The 19,486-nt window shown below is 69.3% G+C and carries 15 protein-coding genes; 7 read left to right on the plus strand and 8 right to left on the minus strand.

The genetic code is table 11. From position 1 onward, the window contains the following. Nucleotides 1-205: 205 nt before the first annotated feature. A complete protein-coding gene (murJ, locus tag ACZ6TV_RS00465; RefSeq protein WP_465293761.1) occupies nt 206-2,020 on the minus strand; it encodes a murein biosynthesis integral membrane protein MurJ in 1,815 nt (604 codons plus the stop codon). Nucleotides 2,021-2,201: 181 nt separating this feature from the next. Between murJ and ACZ6TV_RS00470 the strand changes: the two genes are divergently transcribed. Continuing rightward, complete coding sequence (locus ACZ6TV_RS00470; protein ID WP_465293763.1) at nt 2,202-3,689, plus strand: CCA tRNA nucleotidyltransferase; 1,488 nt, start codon at nt 2,202-2,204, stop codon at nt 3,687-3,689. Here ACZ6TV_RS00470 and ACZ6TV_RS00475 read toward each other — a convergent pair. After that, nucleotides 3,676-4,914, minus strand: a complete 1,239-nt coding sequence (locus tag ACZ6TV_RS00475) for a peptidylprolyl isomerase (protein WP_465293765.1) — start codon at nt 4,912-4,914, stop codon at nt 3,676-3,678. The genes ACZ6TV_RS00470 and ACZ6TV_RS00475 overlap by 14 nt on opposite strands. Before the next feature lie 131 nt (nt 4,915-5,045). After that, nucleotides 5,046-5,981, minus strand: a complete 936-nt coding sequence (locus ACZ6TV_RS00480; RefSeq protein ID WP_465293767.1) for a glycosyltransferase — start codon at nt 5,979-5,981, stop codon at nt 5,046-5,048. A gap of 461 nt (nt 5,982-6,442) precedes the next feature. Between ACZ6TV_RS00480 and ACZ6TV_RS00485 the strand changes: the two genes are divergently transcribed. Then, nucleotides 6,443-7,297: a hypothetical protein gene (locus ACZ6TV_RS00485; protein ID WP_465293769.1), complete on the plus strand. Its 855-nt coding sequence runs from the start codon at nt 6,443-6,445 to the stop codon at nt 7,295-7,297. A 4-nt stretch (nt 7,298-7,301) separates the two neighbouring features. Here ACZ6TV_RS00485 and ACZ6TV_RS00490 read toward each other — a convergent pair whose 3' ends face one another. The 3 genes from ACZ6TV_RS00490 to ACZ6TV_RS00500 form a co-directional block, all read right to left on the minus strand. Next, nucleotides 7,302-8,669: an MFS transporter gene (locus ACZ6TV_RS00490; RefSeq protein WP_465293771.1), complete on the minus strand. Its 1,368-nt coding sequence runs from the start codon at nt 8,667-8,669 to the stop codon at nt 7,302-7,304. Nucleotides 8,670-8,736: 67 nt separating this feature from the next. Next, the gene (locus tag ACZ6TV_RS00495) at nt 8,737-10,254 is read right to left on the minus strand and encodes a flotillin family protein (protein WP_465293773.1); all 1,518 of its coding nucleotides are present in this window, start codon (nt 10,252-10,254) and stop codon (nt 8,737-8,739) included. 12 nt (nt 10,255-10,266) lie between these two features. Continuing rightward, the gene (locus ACZ6TV_RS00500) at nt 10,267-10,773 is read right to left on the minus strand and encodes an NfeD family protein (protein WP_465293775.1); all 507 of its coding nucleotides are present in this window, start codon (nt 10,771-10,773) and stop codon (nt 10,267-10,269) included. A 131-nt stretch (nt 10,774-10,904) separates the two neighbouring features. On the opposite strand from ACZ6TV_RS00500, the gene ACZ6TV_RS00505 reads away from it, so the two are divergent. Continuing rightward, entirely contained in the window at nt 10,905-11,339 is a 435-nt protein-coding gene (locus ACZ6TV_RS00505) for a methylated-DNA--[protein]-cysteine S-methyltransferase (protein ID WP_465293777.1), read from the plus strand. 59 nt (nt 11,340-11,398) lie between these two features. Here the strand turns inward: ACZ6TV_RS00505 and ACZ6TV_RS00510 are convergent, their stop codons facing one another. Beyond that, entirely contained in the window at nt 11,399-12,478 is a 1,080-nt protein-coding gene (locus ACZ6TV_RS00510; RefSeq protein ID WP_465293779.1) for an inositol-3-phosphate synthase, read from the minus strand. Nucleotides 12,479-12,500: 22 nt separating this feature from the next. Beyond that, nucleotides 12,501-13,100, minus strand: a complete 600-nt coding sequence (locus ACZ6TV_RS00515) for a PadR family transcriptional regulator (RefSeq protein WP_465293781.1) — start codon at nt 13,098-13,100, stop codon at nt 12,501-12,503. A 184-nt stretch (nt 13,101-13,284) separates the two neighbouring features. On the opposite strand from ACZ6TV_RS00515, the gene ACZ6TV_RS00520 reads away from it, so the two are divergent. The 4 genes from ACZ6TV_RS00520 (at nt 13,285) to ACZ6TV_RS00535 (ending at nt 19,470) form a co-directional block, all read left to right on the plus strand. Next, the gene (locus tag ACZ6TV_RS00520) at nt 13,285-13,719 is read left to right on the plus strand and encodes a DUF5318 domain-containing protein (protein WP_465294868.1); all 435 of its coding nucleotides are present in this window, start codon (nt 13,285-13,287) and stop codon (nt 13,717-13,719) included. Between the two features lie 434 nt (nt 13,720-14,153). Further along, nucleotides 14,154-16,736 (plus strand): transglycosylase domain-containing protein, encoded by a 2,583-nt coding sequence (locus tag ACZ6TV_RS00525; RefSeq protein WP_465293783.1) that lies wholly within the window; start codon nt 14,154-14,156, stop codon nt 16,734-16,736. A gap of 81 nt (nt 16,737-16,817) precedes the next feature. Next, complete coding sequence (locus ACZ6TV_RS00530; protein WP_465293785.1) at nt 16,818-18,011, plus strand: glycosyltransferase 87 family protein; 1,194 nt, start codon at nt 16,818-16,820, stop codon at nt 18,009-18,011. Between the two features lie 4 nt (nt 18,012-18,015). Then, entirely contained in the window at nt 18,016-19,470 is a 1,455-nt protein-coding gene (locus ACZ6TV_RS00535; protein ID WP_465293787.1) for a glycosyltransferase family 87 protein, read from the plus strand. Nucleotides 19,471-19,486 lie beyond the last annotated feature (16 nt).

Genomic DNA, 19,486 nt, shown 5'->3' on the forward strand with positions numbered 1-19,486 from the left:
TCTTCTCCGGACCACCCGCGGCGAGGCCAATTGATCACCCATGCCAGGACATAGCGGTCATATACCTTTCACCCATGTTTCACAGGCATGCCCGACTCCGGAACCGTCCGTCCGGCGAAGCGTGAACGCCGCCCGTCCTGCGCTGTCGCACCGTCCGGCCGTCCATCGTCCCACCGGACGTGCGCATGGCCGCTGGTTGACGTGATCATCGGCCGAGCTTGCCCTTGATCAGGCCTGCGAACTGGCGAACCTCCGGCACGCGAAGTGCCATGGCGACCGCCGCGTAGGCGACCAGCAGGACCGCTCCGCCTGTGACGAGTTGCACGAAACTGGTGATCTTGCCGGGGTCGAGCACCTTGCCGACCGCCCACGCGACGGCCAGCGCCAGCACCCCACCGACCGCCGCGGCGGCCGCGAGCCGGCCCAGGGTGTCGGCGACCTTCGCCAGGCCGAGCCGCCCGAGCCGCGCCCGCAGCAGCCAATAGCCCATCAGCAGCGCGGCGACGAAGGACAGCGCCGTGCCCACCATCAGCGAGGCCGTCACGGCCGCGATCGGCAGGATGAAGTAGAACGCCACGTCCAGCAGCAGCCGGACGGCGACACCGCCGATGTTGACCAGTGCCGGGGTGCGGGTGTCCCGCATCGCATAGAACACGCTGGTCTGCATCTGGCTCAGCGCGAACGGCAGCAGGCCCAGGCCCGCCGCGCTCACCACCCAGCCGGTCGCGAGGGCGGTGTCGTAGTCATACTGCCCCCAGTTGAACAGTGTCACCGCGAGCGGCTGGCCCAGCACCAGATAGATCGTGGCGGCGGGGATGAGGATCACCGACGCCAGCCGGGTGCCCTGCGACAGCTGCTCGGTGACGTCGCCGAACCTGCCGTCGGCCGCCGCCGACGAGATCCGCGGCATCAGCGCGGTGATCACGGAGACGGCCACGATGCCGTGGGCCATCATGAAGATCAGGAACGCGTTGTTGAAGATCGCGGGGCCGTCGCCGCCGCGCAGCGAGTTGTTCTTCGCCAGGACCATCACGACCGTGATGCCGATCTGGTTGACCGCGACGTAGAGCAGCATCCAGGCGCCGAGCCGGCCCAGCTCCCCCAGGTTGAGCTTGCCGAAGTCGAAGCGCCACTTCCACTTGAAGCCCGTCTTGCGCATCGCCGGCCAGAGCCCCAGCGACTGGATCACGATGCCGAGCGTGGTGCCGATGCCGAGCACCAGGACCTGCGCCAGCGTGATCGTCTCGGGCGTCGGCAGGTTGGGCCCGGGCAGGATCACGAACACGCCGGCCGTGGCGATGATCACGACGTTGTTGAGGATCGGCGTCCACATCGGCGCGGCGAAGTGGCCCCGCACGTTGAGGATCGCGGCGAAGATGCCTGCCAGCCCGTAGAAGAAGATCTCGGGCAGCAGCAAATACGCCAGCAGCGTGATCAGGTCGCGGTCGGTGGCCGTGACGTTGTCGTTGCCGAGTGTGTAGACCGCGGTCAGCAGCGGCGCCGCCAGGACCACCACCAGCGTCGCCGCGCCGAGCGCGACCACCGCCAGGGTCAGCAGGCGCTGCGCATAGGCCTCGCCACGGTCGGGGTCCTGCTTGCGGGCCCGCACCAGGGTGGGGATCAGCACGCTGGCCAGCACACCGCCGAGCAGCAGCTCATAGATCTGGTTGGGCAGATTGTTGGCCAGCGTGTAGTCGTCGCCGACCGCGAACCCGCCGATCGCCGCCGAGATGGCCGCCGCACGGAGGAAGCCCGTGGCCCGGCTGACCAGGCTGAGGATCGCCATCGTGCTGCTGTTGCGCACGACGGTGCCGGTGCTCTCGTCCTCACCCGGCCCGGGCGGTGGCGCCGACTCCTCCACGACGGGAGCGTCCGCCGTCACCTCGGGCGTGGACGTGATCAGCGGCAGGCTGACCGTGGGCGCATTCGCAGGGTCAGGCGCCCTGTGCGCGCCCTCGCCCACGGGACGCAGCACCGCCGTCGGCTCGTTGCTCCAGCGCCCGTCGTCTGCCGGGTCCATCCGCCACACCCCAACTCGGCCGTGCTTCCGCTCGCAGCACAGACCATAGTGGCACCCCCCGACACTTCTGCCGCCCCACCGACGAGCAGACAAATCGCGCGCACCGACCCCGACACGGCAACTACCCTCGGTGTCCGCTCCTTGCTCACCGCTCATGCCCTCGCGATAGGCTCACCGACCGATGTCCGAAACCACACGCGCCGAGAACGTACGCGCCGAGAACGCACGCGCTGAAGCCCCGCGCGACCTCACCGACGCCCAGCGCCGTGCCGTGCGCGAGCTGATGCGTGTCTCCCCCGTCGCCGACGAGCTCGGTCACCGGTTCGCAGCGGCAGGGCACGAGCTGCACCTCGTCGGCGGCTCGGTGCGCGACGCGCTGCTCGGACGCCTCGGCGACGACCTGGACTTCACCACCGACGCCCGGCCGGAGCAGACGCTGCGGATCATCGACGGCTGGGCCGAGGCGGTGTGGACGACCGGTCAGGAGTTCGGCACGATCGGGCTCGCCCGCCGGGGTCTGCGCATCGAGGTCACCACGTTCCGCGCCGACGCCTACGACCGGGTCAGCCGTAACCCGATCGTGCAGTACGGCGACAATCTCGTCGACGACCTGCGCCGCCGCGACTTCGCGGTCAACGCGATGGCGGTGTCGGTGCCGGGTCACGAGTTCACCGACCCGTATGGCGGCCTCGCCGACCTCGCCGACCGGGTGCTGCGCACGCCGGGCGCGCCCGAGGACTCCTTCGCCGACGATCCGCTGCGGATGTTGCGGGCCGCCCGGTTCGCCGCGCAGCTGCAGTTCACCGTTTCGCCTGATGTACGGGCAGCGATGACCGCCATGTCCGGCGACCTGGCACGGATCACCGCCGAGCGGATCCGCGACGAGTTCGTGAAGCTCATGTGCGGCGCCGACCCGATCACGGGCCTGCGGCTGCTGGTGGACACCGGGCTGGCCGAGACGTTCCTGCCCGAGGTGACCGGCCTGAAGCTGGAGATCGACGAGCACGCCCAGCACAAGGACGTCTACGAGCACACCCTGATCGTGGTCCGCAACGCGATCGGCCACGAGACCGACGGGCCGGACTTCACGCTGCGCATGGCCGCCCTGATGCACGACGTCGGCAAGCCGGCGACCAAGGCGGTCGGGCCGGACGGCGGGGTCAGCTTCCACCACCACGAGGTCGTCGGCGCCCGGCTCACCAAGCAGCGGATGAAGGCGCTCAAGTTCCCCAAGGACGTCATCTCCGACGTGTCCGAGCTGGTCATGCTGCACCTGCGCTTCTACGGGTACGGCCGCGGCGAGTGGACCGACTCGGCGGTGCGCCGTTACGTGACCGACGCCGGCCCGCTGCTGACCCGCCTGCACTTCCTGACGCGCTCCGACGTGACGACCCGCAACCGGCGCAAGGCGGCGCAGCTCGCGGCCGACTACGACGCGCTGGAGGCGCGGATCACGCGGATCGCCGCCGAGGAGGACCTGGCGCGCGTCCGGCCCGACCTCGACGGCAACGCGATCATGGAACTGCTCGGGGTGCCGCCCGGCCCGCTCGTGGGTCGGGCCTGGCGGCACCTCAAAGAGCTGCGGCTGGAGCGCGGCCCGCTCGACCGGGACGAGGCCGAGGCGGAGCTGCTGCGCTGGGCTGCCGCCGAGGGCCTCACGAAACCCTGATCTCCGAGATCTGCACGGACAGCTTCGGCGGGCCGTCGGCACCCCCCGTGGTGGTGCCGGCGGCGGCGATCCGGTCCAGCAGGTCCAGGCCGCTCGTCACCTGGCCGAACACGGAGTAGTCCGGCGGGATGTCGCTGTCCTTGTAGACGATGAAGAACTGGGAGCCGTTCGTGCCCGGGCCGGCGTTCGCCATCGCGAGCGTCCCCCGCGGGTACGGCGGCAGCGTCGTCGGCAGGTTCTCCTCGCCGAACTGGTAGCCCGGCGTGCCGGTCCCGGTGCCGCCCGGGTCGCCGCACTGCAGCACCCACAGCCCCTCGGTGGTCAGCCGGTGGCACGGCGTGTCGCTGTAGAAGTCGTCCCTGGACAGGTGGACGAAGGAGTTGACGGTGCAGGGCGCCCGGTCCGCGTACAGCTGCACGCCGATCGCACCGAGGTTGGTCTCCAGGGTCGCCGTCGGCTTGCCCGACAGCGTGGAGCGCGGCGCCGGCGTCGCCACCAGGCGCGGGTCGCCGCTGCCACGGTCCGCCGACGAGTAGGCACACGGCACGCCCGTGCCGGCCTGCGGCGCTCCACCACCGGTCGGACCGGCCGCGGGACCGCGACTGGTGCCGTCCTCGGCGCCGGGCGGCGCGGCGGGGCCCGTCTCGGCCGTCGACGCCGCCGCCGAGACGACCGGACCGGCGCTGGTGTCGACGGAGTCGTTGGCCCGCATGTACAGCAGCACGGTGCCGGCCCCGCTGAGGATCAGCAGCGCGGCGAGGCCGCCGACGACCGGGAGCACCCACCGCCGCCGCTGACGCTGCTCGGGCAGGTCCGGCGGTGGCGGCGCGCTGGGCACACCACGGGGCATGTTGGATGCGTTGAAGCCGGAACCACCGGGCGCGGGCTCCTCGTGCTGTGCGGCCGCGTGCGCGCCCGCGCTGCGGCCGGAAGCCGGCTCGCCCGGCGGGTGCGCGCCCGCGTTGCGACCGGAAGCCGGCTCGCCCGGTGGGTGGATGTCAGGCACGTCCTCCGCCGGCAACGCCGGCCGCAGCCACGCGGGCAGCGTCGGATCCGGTGCCTGCGGCGGTAGCGGCTCGGCCAGCTCCGGCGGTCGCGGCGCCCCCGGCCGGGGCGGCTCGTAGTCCGGCACGTCACCGCGGGCCGTCAACCCGTAGATGGGTTCGCGGTACTCGTATGCGTCGGGCTGCGGCTCGTCCGCCGGCTCATACGCGCGGGACGGCAACGACGGCCGCGCCGGTGGCCCCGACTCCAGCTCGAACCGGCGAGGTCCGCGGCTGGAATCGGGATCCGGAGACGAAGCAGACAAAGGTGGTGGAGGTGATGACATTATGTGATCATACGATTACATAAAGCTCAAAGTGGTAGTGCCGCCGCCAACGCCTTCGCCCGTTCCGCCCACGAGTGCTGCTCGGCGAACGCCTGCCTGGCCGCGACAAGGTCCGGGTGGTGGGACTCGGCCGCCGCCTCCCGCACCGCCGCGACCATCGCCTTCGGGGTGCTGGCGATCCGCACGAGCGGGGAGTCGAGCCAGTGCACTGCGGGCAGGTCGGTGCTCACCGGCGGCTTCCCCGCGGCGAGGTATTCCAGCGTCTTGAGCGGGAACGACGCCCGGTTGAAGGGCGTGTCCTTGTACGGCGTCACGCCCACGTCGATGTGCCGCAGGAACGTCGGCAGCGCCTCGAACGGCTGCCGGCCGACCCAGACCACGTTGGGCAGCTCGGTCAGCGCCGGGAAGCGCTCCGGCTCCCAGCGCGCGTCGTGCGGCCCGACCAGCAGCAGCGACACGCCGTCGTCGGCCAGGGCGGCGAGCAGCTCGAAATCCGTCCGGTCGGAGAACTGCCCGATGACCCCCGCGACCGGCCCGGCGAGCGGCTTGGGCAGCTCCGCGGGCTCGCCCGGCGTCCGGTACGCCGAGGTCTGCACCCCGTTCGGGATCAGCTCGACCCGCTTGGCGTTCAGGCCGGTCCAGCGCTCCGCCAGTACCGTCGAAACCGCCACGACCAGATCGGCGTTGTCGATCTGGCGCCGCTCGTCCTCGGCGACCCGGGCCGCGTCCTGCCCCATGAGCTCGGCGCCCGCGACATAGTCGTCGGTGCCGTAGAGCACCTTGGTGACCCCGGGTCCCCAGCTGCGCAGCACGTCGACGAGGTTGCAGGCCATGACCGCGGCCGGCCGGCGGTCGAGTTTGCGCAGCGCCCAGCGGGTCTGCGAGCGGATCAGCGCCGCGGTGCTGACCTTGATGTAGGGCCTGGTGTGCAGCGGCAGGACCCGCGGCGTCAGCCGCGTCACACCGTCGGACACCTGACGGATCTGGGGCGCGACGCCGAGACGCGAGGCGCCATAACGATAGCGATCCGGAGTCGCCGCCGAGATCGGCGGATCAACCCAGAGAATGTCAGCATGAGGGGTGAGCGCCGAGGCGAGCAGCCGGTCAGAGCCGGTCACCCCGTCCCACGACGTTCCGGCGAAGACGACGACCAGCGGCTGAGACACGGCACACATTCTTCCGGAGGACGCGTGGCGCGTTCAACGCTGTCGGAACTTTGACCCCCGATGCGTCGTGCATGTGGCGATTCGGTCGGTTCTGCACGTAGACGGGTTCAGCTACCGTCGCTAAGCGATCCCCCTTGACAACCCTGGAGGCAGACATGCAGCCGTGTCCCAACTGCGGCGGCATGGGCATTGATACGAACGGTTACTGCACGCAGTGCCGCACCTATCGAGGCGTCCCGCAGGCGCCGCAACCGCCCGTGAGCGGCTCGCCCTACGGTGGCGACCCGTACAGTGGCGCGCCCTATGCCGGCTATCAAAGCAGCGGACCCTCGTTCCCCGACCAGCAGGTCAGCGGCCCGGGCTACCCGGGTCAGCCCGGCTACCCCGGCCAGGTCAGTGGCCAGCCTGCCTACCCGGGCCAGGTGAGCGGTCCGCCGGCGTTCCCGCCGACCACCTACGGCGGTCAGTACGGCGCGACGCCGACGCCGCCGCGGCGCAACAAGTTCATGATGCCGCTGATCGCGCTGTCCGGCGTGGTCGTGGTCCTCGTGATCGCGATCGTCGCGGTGGTCGCCCTGCGTGGCAACGACGACCCGAAGAACGTCGCCGACCCCGGCAAGAACACCGGCGCGACGACGGGCACGAGCGCCGGCGCGAGCGCCAAGCCGAGCGCGGCGATCGACACCTGCCTGATCGGCAGCTGGACGACCACCAGCTACAGCCAGACGGCGCCGATGGAGAACGTCGAGGGCGGCCTCAAGCTCACGCTCGACAAGAACGGCTCGAAGCTGAAGTTCGAGTCGGACGGCTCCTACACCGAGACCTACGAGAACAGCGTGTACAAGGCCAACCCGACGATCTCCGGCACGACGACGGCGATCACGGTCACGGTCAACGCGACCGTCACCGCGACGGTCCACACCACCAGCGGCAGCATCGTCTACGAGAACGCGAAGGCCACCGGCAAGATGCTGACGACGGCACCGTCGATCGGCTACAGCCAGGAAGATCCGTTCGAGCCCGACGACACGCCGGCCAAGTACACCTGCAACGGCGACACCCTGTCGTTCAACTCCTCGTCGACCCAGGTGAAGGCGAAGAAGAACAGCTAGGCCGTCAGGTCACTGACGTGAGGTGTTTCCCGTCGGGTTGCGCGATGTCGTCGCCGACCCGGCGGGCCCACCGGCCGCCGAGCACCGCATAGCCGGCGGCGGCCAGGACGTAGCAGACCGCGACCACGCTGAGCACCGCCACCGACCGGCCGGTGTAGGGCAGGGTCAGCGCGCCGATGTACATGCCGGCGACCAGCATGATGTTGAACGCGGTGTCGTTGATGCTGAACACCCGCCCCCGGAAGTCGTCCGCGCACTCGTGCTGCAGTGACGTGTCCGTGACGATCTTGATCGCCTGGGCCGCCAGGTTGGTGAAGAACACCGCACCGAGCAGCAGCACCGGGTCGAACGGCAGCCCGAAGCCGAGGATCGCCGCGCCCGTGGCCGCCAGCACCACCGCCACCCACCGCCAGCCGCCCATCCGGCGGGCCACCGGCGGGGTCACGAAGGACGCCAGCAGCATCCCGATGCCGCCCGCGACGAAGGCGTTGGCGATGGTTCCGAACGAGTCGCTGACGTCGGGGCCGGTGTTGAACACGGTGCGGAAGAGCAGCAGGCAGGCCAGCAGCACGACGCCATACAGGAGCCGGAACACGGCCTGGACCAGCACCAGGTAGGCGGCGCCGCGCTTGGCCGCGAGGTGCCGGACCCCGGCGATCGTGCCCCGGTTGACCTCGCCGACCGCCTGCCGGATCGAGCTCCTGGTCTGTTGAGCGGTGTCGGGGCCGAGCTCGTCGGCGGTGAACGACGACCGGCCCAGCAGCGCGGAGACGAGATAGAAGCCGGCGGCGAGCGCGGCGACCGGCGCATAGCCGTGGAACGAGGCGGCCAGCACCGTCTTGATCAGGGCACCGGCGGCGCCGATGCCGACGGAGAAGCTCAGCGAGCCGAGCGTCGCCGAGAACGAGTTGGCGGTCACCAGCATGTGGTCGTCGACCACGTGCGGGGTCGCCGCGGACAGCCCGGCCAGGAAGAACCGGTTCAGCCCGGTCACCACCAGCGCGAGGATGAACGGCACCGGCGAGTCGTGGCCCTGCCAGATGTACAGCGCGATCGGCAGCACCAGCACGGCGCGCAACAGATTGGCGCGGGAGATGATCGTGCGCCGCCGCCACCGGTCGAGGAACACCCCGACATAGGGCCCGATCAGCGAATACGGCAGCAGCAGCACGGCGAAACCGGCCGCGATCGCCATGCCGTCGGCGGCCTGGTCCTGGTTGAACAGCACGGTGCCGGCCAGGGCGCCCTGGAAGAGGCCGTCGCCGATCTGCGCCACCATCCGCACGCCGAGCAGGCGGCGGAAGCCCCGTTGCCGCAGGACCGCCCGCACGAAATGTGACTGCGGATGAGTGGCTGCGGTGACGGTGGACACTGCAAAAGCCTACGACTCGTTCAGGCCCGGTGAAGACTTCTGCCTCCACCGGGCCCGAGATATGCCCCTACGCCTTCGGCGGCTCGACTGCGGCGCGCCCGTTGATCGGCTCGTCAACCGGCATGCCGGTGATCCTGCCCAGCAGCTTCGCCAGGTCGATGCCGGTCAGGTCGTTGCTGAGCTGCAGCCCCTGTGCCACGTTGCCGGCGACCGACTTCGTCAGCGACGACGCCCCGTCGGTGGAGATCACGGTCATCTTGTCGATGTTGGCCATCGGCTCGCTCGCCGCCTTGACCACCTCGGGCATCACCCGCACCAGCAGGTCGAGGATGGCTGCCTCACCGTACGTGGCGAACGCGTCGGCCTTGAGCTTCATCGCCTCCGCCTCGGCCTGGCCGCGGGCCAGGATCGCGGACGCCTCGGCCGAACCCTCACGCTCCAGCGCCTCCGCGATCGCGACGCGCCGGCGCTGCTCGGCCTCGCCTTCCTTGGCCCCCTCGATGGCGTTGGCCTCGGCGAGCGCGGCGCGGCGGGACCGCTCGCCCTCACCGGTGAGGCGGGCCTGCTCGGCCGAGCCCTGCGCGGCGGCGATGACCGACTGCCGCTGCGCCTCCGCCTTGAAGATCGCGGCGTTCTTGGCCGCCTCGGCCTCCTGCTCGACCCGGTAGCGCTCGGCGTCGGCGGGCTTGCGGACCTCGGTGTCGAGCTGGCGCTGCTTGAGCTCGGCGTTGCGCTCGGCCACCTTCTGCTGCTCGGCCAGGATGATCTGCTCCCGCTCGGCCTGGGCGAGGGGACCCGCCGCGGCGGAGCGGGCCTTGGCCGCGTCGATCTCGGCCTGGATGCCGGCCTGCTTGAGCGACAGGTTACGGTTCGCCTCGGCGATGGCCTCCTCCGCCTTGAGCCGCTCCGACTCGGCGGCCTGGCGGGCGTGCGCCTCGGCGATCGCGGCGTCGCGAAGCACCCGGGCGGCCTCCGGACGGCCGAGGTCCTGCAGGTAGGACCCCTCGGCGAAGATGTCCTGCAGCTGGAACGTGTCGAGCACCAGACCCTGGTTGGTCAGCGAGTGCTCGGCCTCCTCGGCGACCGCGCTGGCGAACGCGGTCCGGTCCCGGATGATCTCCTCGATGGTCAGCCGGCCGACGATCGACCGCAGCGCACCGGCCAGCACCTCGCTGGTGAACAGGTCGATGCCCTGCTGCTGGTTGAGGAAGCGCTGCGCGGCGGCGCGGATCGCGTCCTCGGTGCCGCCGACCTTGACGATCGCGACGCCCTGCAGGTTGGCGCGGATGCCCTGCTTGGACACCGCGCCGGTGATCTCGACGTGGATGCGGCGGCTGGACAGGTCGAGGACCTGCAGACGCTGCACGATCGGCACCACGAACACCGAGGCGCCCATGACGACCTTCTGGCCGGACAGGTCGGTCGAGCGCGACCCGTCCAGTGCCTGCACCGACTTGCCCTTGCGGCCGGTGATGATGAACGCCTCGTTGGAGCCGGCGACCTTGATCCGCGACACCACGAACAGCATCAGGAACAGGATCAGCAGGACCGCGCCACCGATTGCGATGAGCAGGACCGTATTCATATGTCCGCCCTTCTATAAAGGGGTTTCTTCGACAATCACACTGGTGGAGCTCGTCGCCTCCACCACAAGAATTCGGGTGCCGAGCGCGATCGGGTGGTCCGCGCGGGCGCTCAGCTTCACCGGCTGTCCGCCGAGGGAGATCCGCACCTCGCCGAAGCCGTTCACGGTGATCGGGGTGACGACGACACCCGTGGTGCCGACCATGTCCCGTTGGGTCGGTGTCGCGTCGGTACGCATATTCATCGCCATCCGGGCGAGTTTGGTCGCCAGCCAGGCGGTCGGCACCGCGGCGACCACGCCACCGATGACCGCGGCGAGCACACCACCGGGGACGCCGACCGCGGAGACGATCGCCGCGCCGAAACCGAACGCGCCGATGAACCCGGCGATGGCCGGCAGGGAGAACACACCGCCGGCGTCGGGGTGGTCGACGTCGAAATGGAGCACATCACCCACGAGCAGCGAAACCGCCAATACGAGCACGCCGATGCCGCCGATTACTAGAAACACGACATCCACGCCCCGGCCCCCTCCCGCTGGTGCCTGGAGGGTATCGATCGGACGCAAATCTGACACTCGGGTTATCGGGCACAATTGCTGGCGTGCGCTGGGCGGAGATGCAAGCACCGATCGATGCGGTCGGAATAGCGGTGGACGACACCGGAGTGTGCGCGGTCCGTTTCGGCGGCGCCGCCGGTCCGCTGACCTCGGGGGATCCGGTCCTGGAGCGCGCCGTCGAGCAGCTGACCGGCTATTTCGCCGGAGCGTCGGGGCCGTTCACGGTGCCGCTGTCGGTGCGCGGGGGCTCCGAGTTCGAGCGGGCGGTCTGGCGGGCGCTGTGGGCGATCCCATACGCGGAGATGCGCACGTACGGGCAGATCGCCGCCGCGGTCGGCGAGCCGGATGGCGCCAGGGCGGTGGGGGTCGCCTGCAACCGCAACCCGCTGCCGATCATCGTGCCGTGCCACCGGGTGGTCGGCGCCGACGGCAAGATGGTCGGCTTCGGCGGTGGCATCTGGCGCAAGAAGGTGCTGCTGGAGCTGGAGGCCAAGGTGCGCATCGAGCGCGAGTTCGGCCTGCTCTGAACACATCTAGGGCCCCTCCCGTCGGAAGGGGCCCTAGATAATAAGGAACAGGAGCGAGGTCAGCGCTCGATCTCGCCCGCGATGAACTGCTCGACCGACGCGTGCGCGTCGTGGTCGTTGTACTGCACCGGCGGGGACTTCATGAAGTAGCTCGACGCGGACAGGATCGGGCCGCCGATGCCGCGGTCCTTGGCGATCTTCGCGGCGCGCAGCGCGTCGATGATGACACCGGCCGAGTTGGGGGAGTCCCAGACCTCGAGCTTGAGCTCCGCGTTGAGCGGGGTGTCGCCGAAGGACTTGCCCTCCAGGCGGATGTAGGCCCACTTGCGGTCGTCCAGCCACGGCACGTGGTCCGACGGACCGATGTGCACGTCGGACTTCGCCATCTCGTGCGGGATCTGCGAGGTCACCGACTGGGTCTTCGAGATCTTCTTCGAGACCAGGCGGGTGCGCTCCAGCATGTTCATGAAGTCCATGTTGCCGCCGAAGTTCAGCTGGTACGTGCGCAGCAGCTCGACGCCGCGGTCCTCGAACAGCTTCGCCAGGGCACGGTGCACGATCGTGGCGCCGACCTGGCTCTTGATGTCGTCACCGACGATCGGCAGCCCGGCGTCGGTGAACTTCTGCGCCCACTCCGGGTTGGAGGCGATGAACACCGGCAGCGCGTTGACGAAGGCGCAGCCCGCGTCGATCGCGGCCTGGGCGTAGAACTTCGCGGCCTGCTCCGAGCCGACCGGCAGGTAGCAGACGAGCACGTCGACCTGCGCGTCGCGCAGCGCGGCCGTCACGTCGACCGGCTGCTCGTCGGACTCGTCGACCATCTCGCGGTAGTACTGGCCCAGACCGTCCAGGGTCGGGCCGCGCTGGACGGTCACGCCGGTGGGCGGCACGTCGGCGAACTGGATGGTGTTGTTCTCGCTGGCGCTGATGGCGGCCGCCAGGTCCTGGCCGACCTTCTTCGCGTCGACGTCGAACGCGGCGACGAACTGCACATCGCCGACGTGGTAGTCGCCGAACTTGACGTGCATGAGACCCGGTACCCGGTCATTCGGGTCGGCGGTGCGGTAATACTCCACGCCCTGGACCAGGGACGAGGCGCAGTTGCCTACACCGACGATGGCAACGCGGACGGAGCCCATCGCGGAGCCTCCTTCTTGTTGTTCACGATGACCGCTCCGGATCTGCCGAAGGCGGCTGAGGGGTGGTGCCATTGCGTTCGTTCGCAATGAGCTCTTCAAGCCAGCGGACCTCGCGCTCGCACGCGTCCAGGCCGTGGCGTTGCAGCTCCAGGGTGTAGGCGTCGAGCCGCTCCGCGGCCCTGCTCAGCACGTCGCGCATGCCCTCGCGGCGCTCCTCGACGCGGCGGCGGCGGCCCTCGAGGATCCGCAGCCTGGTCGCCGGGTCGGTGCGCGCGAAGAACGCGAAGTGGACTCCGAAGCCCGCCTCGCTGTCATAGGTCTCGGGGCCGGCGGCGGTGAGCAGCTCCTGGAAGCGCTCCTTGCCCTCGGCGGTGATCGTGTAGACCACGCGACCGCGCTTGCCGGTCAGCAGTGGGACCTCATCGGGTGAGGCCGGCATGCCCGCCGCCGGCGCACCCTCGGAGATCCAGCCGTCCGTCTGAAGACGGCGCAGTGTGGGATACAGCGAGCCATAGCTGATCGCGGCCCGGAACGCGCCCAGCTTGGTGGTGAGCTGCTTGCGCAACTCGTAACCGTGCATCGGGGACTCGTGGAGAAGACCGAGGATCGCCAGTTCGAGCATTCCCAGCCTCCCTCCGTTTACCCGGCCGATGTATCGGTCCGATACATCGCAACGGTAGGCGCATGACCGAACGGACGCAACGCGCATGACCAAGTGGGCTGGACCACACCGCTGATCGTCTATCCGACGGTTACCGATCGTGACCGATGTCGCCGAGCGGCGCGTGACCGCGTACCCTCGGCGCATGCGTACCCAGCGGCAGGTGGTCGACTTCTCCTTGCGGAGACGCGCCCTGCTGCGCGAGGTGCATTCCGGGCGCGTCGGCACCTATGAGGTGTGCGACGCGTCGCCATACCTGAAGAGCGCAGCGAAATTCCATGGTGAGCCGACGGACGAGCTGTGCCCGGTGTGCCGCCGGGAGAACCTCACCCATGTGCATTACATCTATGGGGATGAGCTGCGGCAGTCGTCCGGTCAAGCCCGCCGCCTGACTGAGCTGTCGCTTCTGGCCATGACGCTGAGTGAGTTTCACGTCTACGTGGTGGAGGTCTGCCGCGACTGCGGCTGGAATCACCTCGTGGAGCAATATCTGCTGGGACGGGACGGCCTTGCGGCCGGACCGGACGATGGAGCCGCTGGTCGGTCGTCGACGCGGGTCCGAGGAGGGGCGGCGGAGTGAACCTGGCCCGCACCATAGCGGGCCGATTTGCATCGATGCCCTGACGGGCGGTGACGAGTGGCGGCCTCACGGCCGTTTGACCGCCGAGACCGCAGACTTGACCCTGACCGACGAGTGCCTCAGCTCACAGACATGGTGGCGACGGAGCATGCGACAACGACGCAACCGGCAAGGTGGGACGAATGAACTACGGTGACCCGACCAACTCCCCCTCGGGCCGGGCGCAGGTTCCTGGATCCTTTCCGGGACCAGACGGTGACGACCCCTTCAGTGGTCCCCCGCTGCCACCGCCGCCTCCCCTGCCGCCGCCGGCCCCCAGCGCAGGCGCTGCCGGCCGGGCGACGGTGGGTCGGGCGAGCGTAGGCGGCCCCACTGACGAGCCGCGGACCGGGCGGGCCTCCGTGCCCGTGCGACCCGTTTCGGGGTCCGCGTCCGTGGGTTCGGCGTCGGTCGGCTCCGCGTCCGTCTCAGGGTCCGCGTCCGTCTCCGGCTCGGCATCCGTGTCCGGCTCCGCGTCGGTGCCCGGGTCCTCCGCCGGCCGGGCCACGGTCGGGAGGGCGACGGTCGGCCGCGCCTCCGTGTCGATGGGCGCCGACGGATTCGGCGACGGCCCGGGCGGGCCCGGCGGCCCTGGGGGTCCTGGCGGCCCGGGTGGCCCCGACGGCCCCGCCGGCAGTGGCTCCGGCCGTGGCAAGTCCAGCGCCAAGGCCAAGCGTCGGCGCCGGCGCAACATCATCATCGCCTCGATCGCCGCGTTCATCATGATCGCCGGCATTGGCATGGTCAGCGGCACGTATTACTTCGACCGGGTCGCGCTCCCCGAGGACCTGGCCATGGAGCAGTCGACGACGATCTTCTACGCCGACGGCGTGACCCCGATGGGCCGCATCGGCGACAAGAACCGCACTGTCATCACGATCGACGACATCCCCGAGGACGTCCGGCACGCCGTCGTCGCGGCCGAGGACAACAGCTTCTACACCAACGACGGCGTCGACTACAAAGGCGTCGTCCGCGCCGCGTGGAACAACGTCACCGGCGGCGACCGGCAGGGTGCCTCGACGATCAGCCAGCAGTATGCACGTCACTGGGCCGACCTCGAGGGCGTCACCTACGCGCGGAAGCTGCGCGAGGCCGTCATCGCATTGAAGCTCAACCAGGAGTTCGACAAGAACAAGATCCTGGAGATGTATCTCAACATCGTCTACTTCGGGCGTGGGGCCTACGGCATCCAGGCTGCTTCCATCGCGTACTTCAACAAGCCCGCGAAGGAACTCACCATGGCCGAGGGCATGGTCCTCGCGGGCATCATCAAGAACCCCGAGGGCACCGGCAAGGGCAGCCCCTTCGACCCCAACATCGACAAGGGGCAGGCGACCGACCGGTTCAACTACATCAAGGGCCAGATGCTGAGCCTGAAGTTCGTGAAGCCCGAAGAGGCGGACACGAAGATGGCGTATCCGGCGAAGGTCATCACGCCGGCCGAGGCCCGGGCCAACGCGATCAAGACGCAGGGCAGCATGGACAAGCCCGAGGGCCTGATCGTGCACCACGTGCTCGACGAGGTCGCATCGCTGACCGACCCGAAGACCGGCGCGCTGCTGTATGAGGGCGTCGACCCCGACGGCAGCAAGAACTTCGACAAGATCGCCAACGGTGGTCTGAAGATCGTTACCACCATCGACCAGAAGATCCAGCAGGCTGCGGTCCAGGAGGCCAGCCGCAACCCGGAGTCGCGGATCAACAAATATCCGCAGAACCTGCAGGCCGCGCTCGTCGCGGTCGAGCCGGGCACCGGCGCGGTCAAGGCCTACTACGGCGGCGACAGCGGCAACGGCGGCGACTTCGCCGGCTACTACAACGACCCCGTGCTCAGCGACGGCTCCGACAGTTGCTGCGGCGGCCACCCGCCGGGCTCGACGATGAAGGTCTACACGCTCGCGACCGGTCTCATGGCCGGCTACACGATCGACTCCTACTGGAACGGCGACTCCCCGCAGCAGTTCCCCGCCAGTGGCCGAACCGCGAAGAACCCGGTCAAGAACGCCGGTGAGGGCAATGTCTCCTCGCCGAAGTGCAAGTCCGGCGACGGCAAGTGGTGCACCTTGGAAGAGGTCACCGTCATGTCGCTCAACGTGCCGTTCTTCGCCCTCGCCGAGAAGGTCGGCCCGGCGAAGGTGATCGACACCGCTCGCGCGGCCGGCATCACCGACATGTGGGCCAACGTCGAGGGCAAGTCCACAAAGATCGACCTGGTCAAGAACAAGGGCTCCGACGTCTTCCCGAAGTACTTCAACACCGAGGTCGCCTTCGGCCAGTATCCGGTGACGGTCCTGGAGCACGCCGGCGGCATCGCCACCTTCGCCGCCCGCGGCGTCGCGGCCAAGACGCACTTCCTCAAGGAGGTGTGGGAGGGCGGCAAGAAGACCTACGGCGAGGTGATCAACCCGAAGCGCATCCCGGGCTTCACCGACCAGATGGCCGACGACCTCAACACCGTCCTGCAGGGCGTGCCGAAGCACTACGGGCTGAAGCTCAAGGACGGCCGCCAGATCGCCGGCAAGACCGGCACCTGGCAGCTCGGCCAGACCACGTCCAACGCGCACGCGTGGTTCGTCGGCTACACCGCCTACGACCCGGGCAAGAAGTCGCCGGGCCTGGCCGCCGCGGTCTGGGTCGGCAACAAGGCCGAGGAACAGAAGATCGTCGACGGCAACGGCAAGGGCATCATCGGCGGTAACCTGCCCGGCCCGATCTGGCAGGACTTCATGGACAAGGCCGAGGCCATCATGAAGCAGCCGAAGATCAACTTTCCGGGTCCGAAGAACGTCGGCAACCTGGAGGTCGGCACCGGCGTCTCGCCGCAGCCGAGCCTCCCGGTCGACCCGAACATCCCGAGCGGCGGCCCCGGCAACGGCAATGGAAACGGCAACGGCGGCCCCGGCAGCCAGAGCCCGGGCCCCGGCGGCAACGGCGGCGGCATCATCCCGACCATCGTGCCGACCCGAAGGCGCTGATCTCGGCAGGCCGAAGATGTGCGGCCACGGTAACGGCGGTATGTTCGCCGGGACCGTGGCCGCTGTCGTTGGGGGTTTGCGTTGGAAGCGGGCAGGCTGAAGGCCGTTCGGTGGGGGCTGCTCGCGCTGTTCGTGGCGCTGGTCGGCTACGCCCACTGGTGGTATGGCATCCGGCACCACTTCTACGACCTCACGATCTACCGGATGGCCATCGACTGGTGGCTCGACGGGCACGACCTCTACACGTTCACCAAGCCCGACGACACGCAGGGCGCGCTCGGCTTCACCTATCCGCCGTTCGGCGCGATGGTGCTGGTCCCGTTCGCGCTGCTGACCAAGAACGCCGCCGTGACCGTCTACGCGGTCATCGCCATCGCGGGTCTGCTCGTCACCAGCTACTGGCTGGTCGCCCCGGTGGCGCGCCGGCACGGCTGGTCGCTGCCATTCATGCTCGTGTTGTCGACCGTCGTGTTCAGCACCCTCGAGCCGATCCGTGAAACGTTCAGCTTCGGGCAGATCAACGTCCTGCTGATCGTGCTCATCCTCGCCGACCTGCTGATCCTGCTGCCGCGGGAGAGCCGGTGGGCGGGCGTGCTGATCGGGCTCGCCGCGGCCATCAAGCTGACCCCGGCGATCTTCATCGTGTATCTGCTGGTCAGCCGGCGGTACAGGGCGGGCATCACGGCGATCGTGAGCGCCGCTGTGGCCACGATGGTCGCCGCCGCGGTCGCGCCCCGCGCCTCGTGGGACTTCTGGAGCGACACGCTGTGGAAGGGCGACGGGATCGGCAACAAGGCCTACATCCCCAACCAGTCATTGCGCGGCCTCCTCGCCCGTTATGACCTGCCCGGCTGGCTGTGGGTGCTGCTGGTCATCGCGGTCGTCGGCGTCGGACTGTGGCGGGCCCGCCGGGCCGCGCTCGCCGGCGACGACCTCGTCGGGCTCACCATCGCCGGTCTCGTCGGGTGCCTGGCCAGCCCGATCACCTGGATCCACCACATCTACTGGTTCGTGCCCGCCATCGTCGTCCTCGTCGACGCCGGGCGGCGGTGGCTGGCCGTATTGATCGCGATCACCGTCGGTATCGGGATGGTGTCGCTGTACGACCAGGGCCTGCCCGTCGACCCGTGGGGCAAGGGCGTCCTCGGCTTCTTCATCGAGAACTGGTACGTGCTGCTCGGCATCGCGCTGCTGTTCGCACTGCCGATCCGGCGCCTCGACGAGCAAACCACGTCGGGTGGTGCACCCGTCTCGGAGGTCGCGACGGTACGGTGATGCGATGCCGCCGACTGTGCGACCCGAGCACCGCCTGAGTGACGAGCCCGCCAACTCCGACCGCTTCGTCGGTGGCCTCTCCGAGTCGATCGGTGGGCCGCTGGGCAGTCACGCTGTGCGGACGTCGAGCCGTTTCTGGACCCCCGCGCGGGTGGTCCTGCTGCTGATCTGCGCCATGCTCAGTTTCTCGTGGATGCAGAAGTCCCCCTGTCGCGACGGCGCGTGGGCGGACATGAAGCAGTACAAGTACTTCTGCTACACCGACGTGCTGGCCCTCTATTACGCCGAGGGACTCAACGAGGGCAAGGTCCCCTACGCCGACCACCAGGTCGAGTATCCGGTCCTGACCGGCGCGTTCATGGGCGTGCTGGGCCTGCCCGTGTATTCCCTCGGCCAGGGCGACCGGATCGACAACCCCGGTCAGACCTTCTACGACCTCAACGCCGTCGTGCTCAGCGCGTTCGGCATCGCCGCGGTCGCCGCCACGATCGCCGTACGCCGGCGAAGGCCCTGGGACGCCGCGATGTTCGCCGCGGCGCCCGCGCTCTTCGTCTCCGCGACGGTCAACTGGGACCTCTTCTGCGTCGGTCTCGCCTCGATCGCGATCGTGTTCTGGGCCCGCCGAAGACCACTGCTCGCCGGTCTCTTCCTCGGCCTGGCGACGGCCGCGAAGTTCTATCCGGTCCTGATCCTCGGCGCCCTGCTGGTCCTGTGCCTGCGCACCGGCAAGTGGAAGGAGGCCCTCGCCACCTTCGGCGTGGGCGCGGGCACGTGGCTCGCGATCAACGTGCCCGTCGCCGTCCTCTACTGGGAGTCCTGGGCCAAGTTCTGGGACTTCAACTCCCAGCGGGGCATCGACTGGGGCACGCTCTGGTACATCGGGGCACACTTCCCACGCGGCTCCGGCCAGTATGGGTTCCCCTTCTTCCAGAACCTCGACACCGACCCTGAGCACTCCACGCTGAACGCGCTGTACCTCGGCCTGTTCCTGCTCAGCTGCGTCGTCATCCTCGTCATCGGCCTCACCGCACCGACCCCGCCGCGTCTCGCGCAGCTCGCGTTCCTGATCGTGGCGGCGTTCCTGCTCACCGGCAAGGTGTGGTCGCAGCAGTACGTGCTGTGGCTGATCCCCCTCGCGGTCCTCGCCCGACCCCGCTGGGGCGCGTTCCTAGCCTGGCAGGTAGCCGAGGTCCTCTACTTCGTGTCGTTCTACGGCGAGCTCATGGGCGCCTCGGGCCGGCAGGTGTTCCCGGAGGGCGTGTTCGTGCTCGCCTCGATCCTGCGGCTGGTCACGCTCGCGGTGCTGGTCGGCTACGTGATCCGCGACATCCGGCACCCGGAGATGGACGTCGTCCGCGAAACGTACGAAGGCGAGGACCCCGACGGCGGCGTCTTCAACCGCGACGACGTCGAACGGCCACTCATCGAACCGCCACCACTGGTCAAAGCGGCTTCATGAAAAAGGGCCGGCGGGG

Source organism: Dactylosporangium sp. NPDC051087, assembly GCF_055586325.1.